This is a genomic window from Novosphingobium indicum (assembly GCF_014645195.1).
In the GTDB taxonomy this organism is placed as follows: domain Bacteria; phylum Pseudomonadota; class Alphaproteobacteria; order Sphingomonadales; family Sphingomonadaceae; genus Novosphingobium; species Novosphingobium indicum.
In genome coordinates, this window is record NZ_BMLK01000091.1 from 1 (window position 1) to 1136 (window position 1136).

Annotated in this window: 1 protein-coding gene and 1 pseudogene; both read left to right on the top strand. The window is 65.1% G+C overall.

The genetic code is table 11. The features are described 5' to 3' along the window. Positions 1-271, top strand: a pseudogene (locus tag IEX64_RS24260) (IS21 family transposase); the annotation flags it as partial. Further along, positions 268-1125 (top strand): IS21-like element helper ATPase IstB, encoded by an 858-nt coding sequence (gene istB, locus IEX64_RS24265; RefSeq protein WP_188824040.1) that lies wholly within the window; start codon positions 268-270, stop codon positions 1123-1125. The pseudogene IEX64_RS24260 and the gene istB, both read left to right, overlap by 4 nt. Positions 1126-1136 lie beyond the last annotated feature (11 nt).

A 1136-nucleotide genomic window follows, 5' to 3' on the forward strand; every position in this document is an offset into this window, starting at 1 on the left:
GCCCGACCGGACGCGGCGGATCGTCGAAGTCGAGCAACTGCCGGACCTGATCCGCGTGATTGACCGCGGCATCGTCGTTGCCGAACACCCCGTGCTCGAAGGGCGCCGGCAATATCGTATCGACCAGCGCCATCGCACTGGGCGGCCGCAGCCGCGAACGCCGGATCGCCCCATGACGATGATCGGTCGGATCGGCGATCATGTACCGTTGCGCTCGCTGGCCATCTACGATGCGATCGGCGCGAGCCTTGCCATGGAGGGGCGGCCATGAACGGCATTGCGCCATCCACGCGCGTTGACTCCATCCGCCGGAGCCTCGTCAGCCTCAAGATGCCCCGCGCGCTCGAGATCCTGGATGCAACCCTGCGCCGCATCGAGCAGGGGCAGATCGACGGCATTGAAGCGCTTGATGAACTGCTGGGCGAAGAACTGTCGCTACGCGAGAACCGGCGGATCAAGGCGGCCCTGCGCATGGCCCGGCTGCCTGTCGTGAAGACGCTCGCCAGCTATGACTTCTCGTTCCAGCCCTCGCTCGACAAGAACCGCATCCTGGCACTCGCCGGCCTCGACTTCATAGAACGGGCCGAGGTCGTCCATCTGCTGGGCCCGCCCGGCACCGGCAAAAGCCACATTGCTACCGCGCCCGCGGTCGAGGCAGTCCGCGCCGGCAAGGCGGTCTACTTCATCCCGCTGGCCGATCTCATCGCCCAACTCGCCAAAGCCGAGCGCGAAGGCACGCTCAGGGAGAAGATCCGGTTTCTTGCCCGCGCATCGCTGCTGGTCGTCGATGAGATCGGTTACCTGCCGGTCACACCGGGCGGCGCCAACCTGTTCTTCCAGTTGGTCAACGCCCGCTACGAAAAGGGCGCCATGATCCTCACCTCCAATCGCGGCTTCGCCGAATGGGGCGAGGTCTTCGGCGATGCCGTAGTCGCCACTGCGCTGCTCGACAGACTGCTGCACCACGCCGTTGTCATCCAGATCGAGGGCTCCAGTTACCGAATGCGTGAGCACGCTGCGCTTGTGCCCGAAAACGTGCGCAACGGCACCGCGTTCAATCCACCACCGCCGAGGCGGCGTGGCCGGCCGACAAAGAAAGGAAATCCTGATCCCGAATACGGCTGATCACCGACCGT

Bases quoted from the DNA above. Each gene is read 5' to 3' on its own strand.
- istB (WP_188824040.1), top strand. From the start codon at position 268: ATGAACGGCATTGCGCCATCCACGCGCGTTGACTCCATCCGCCGGAGC.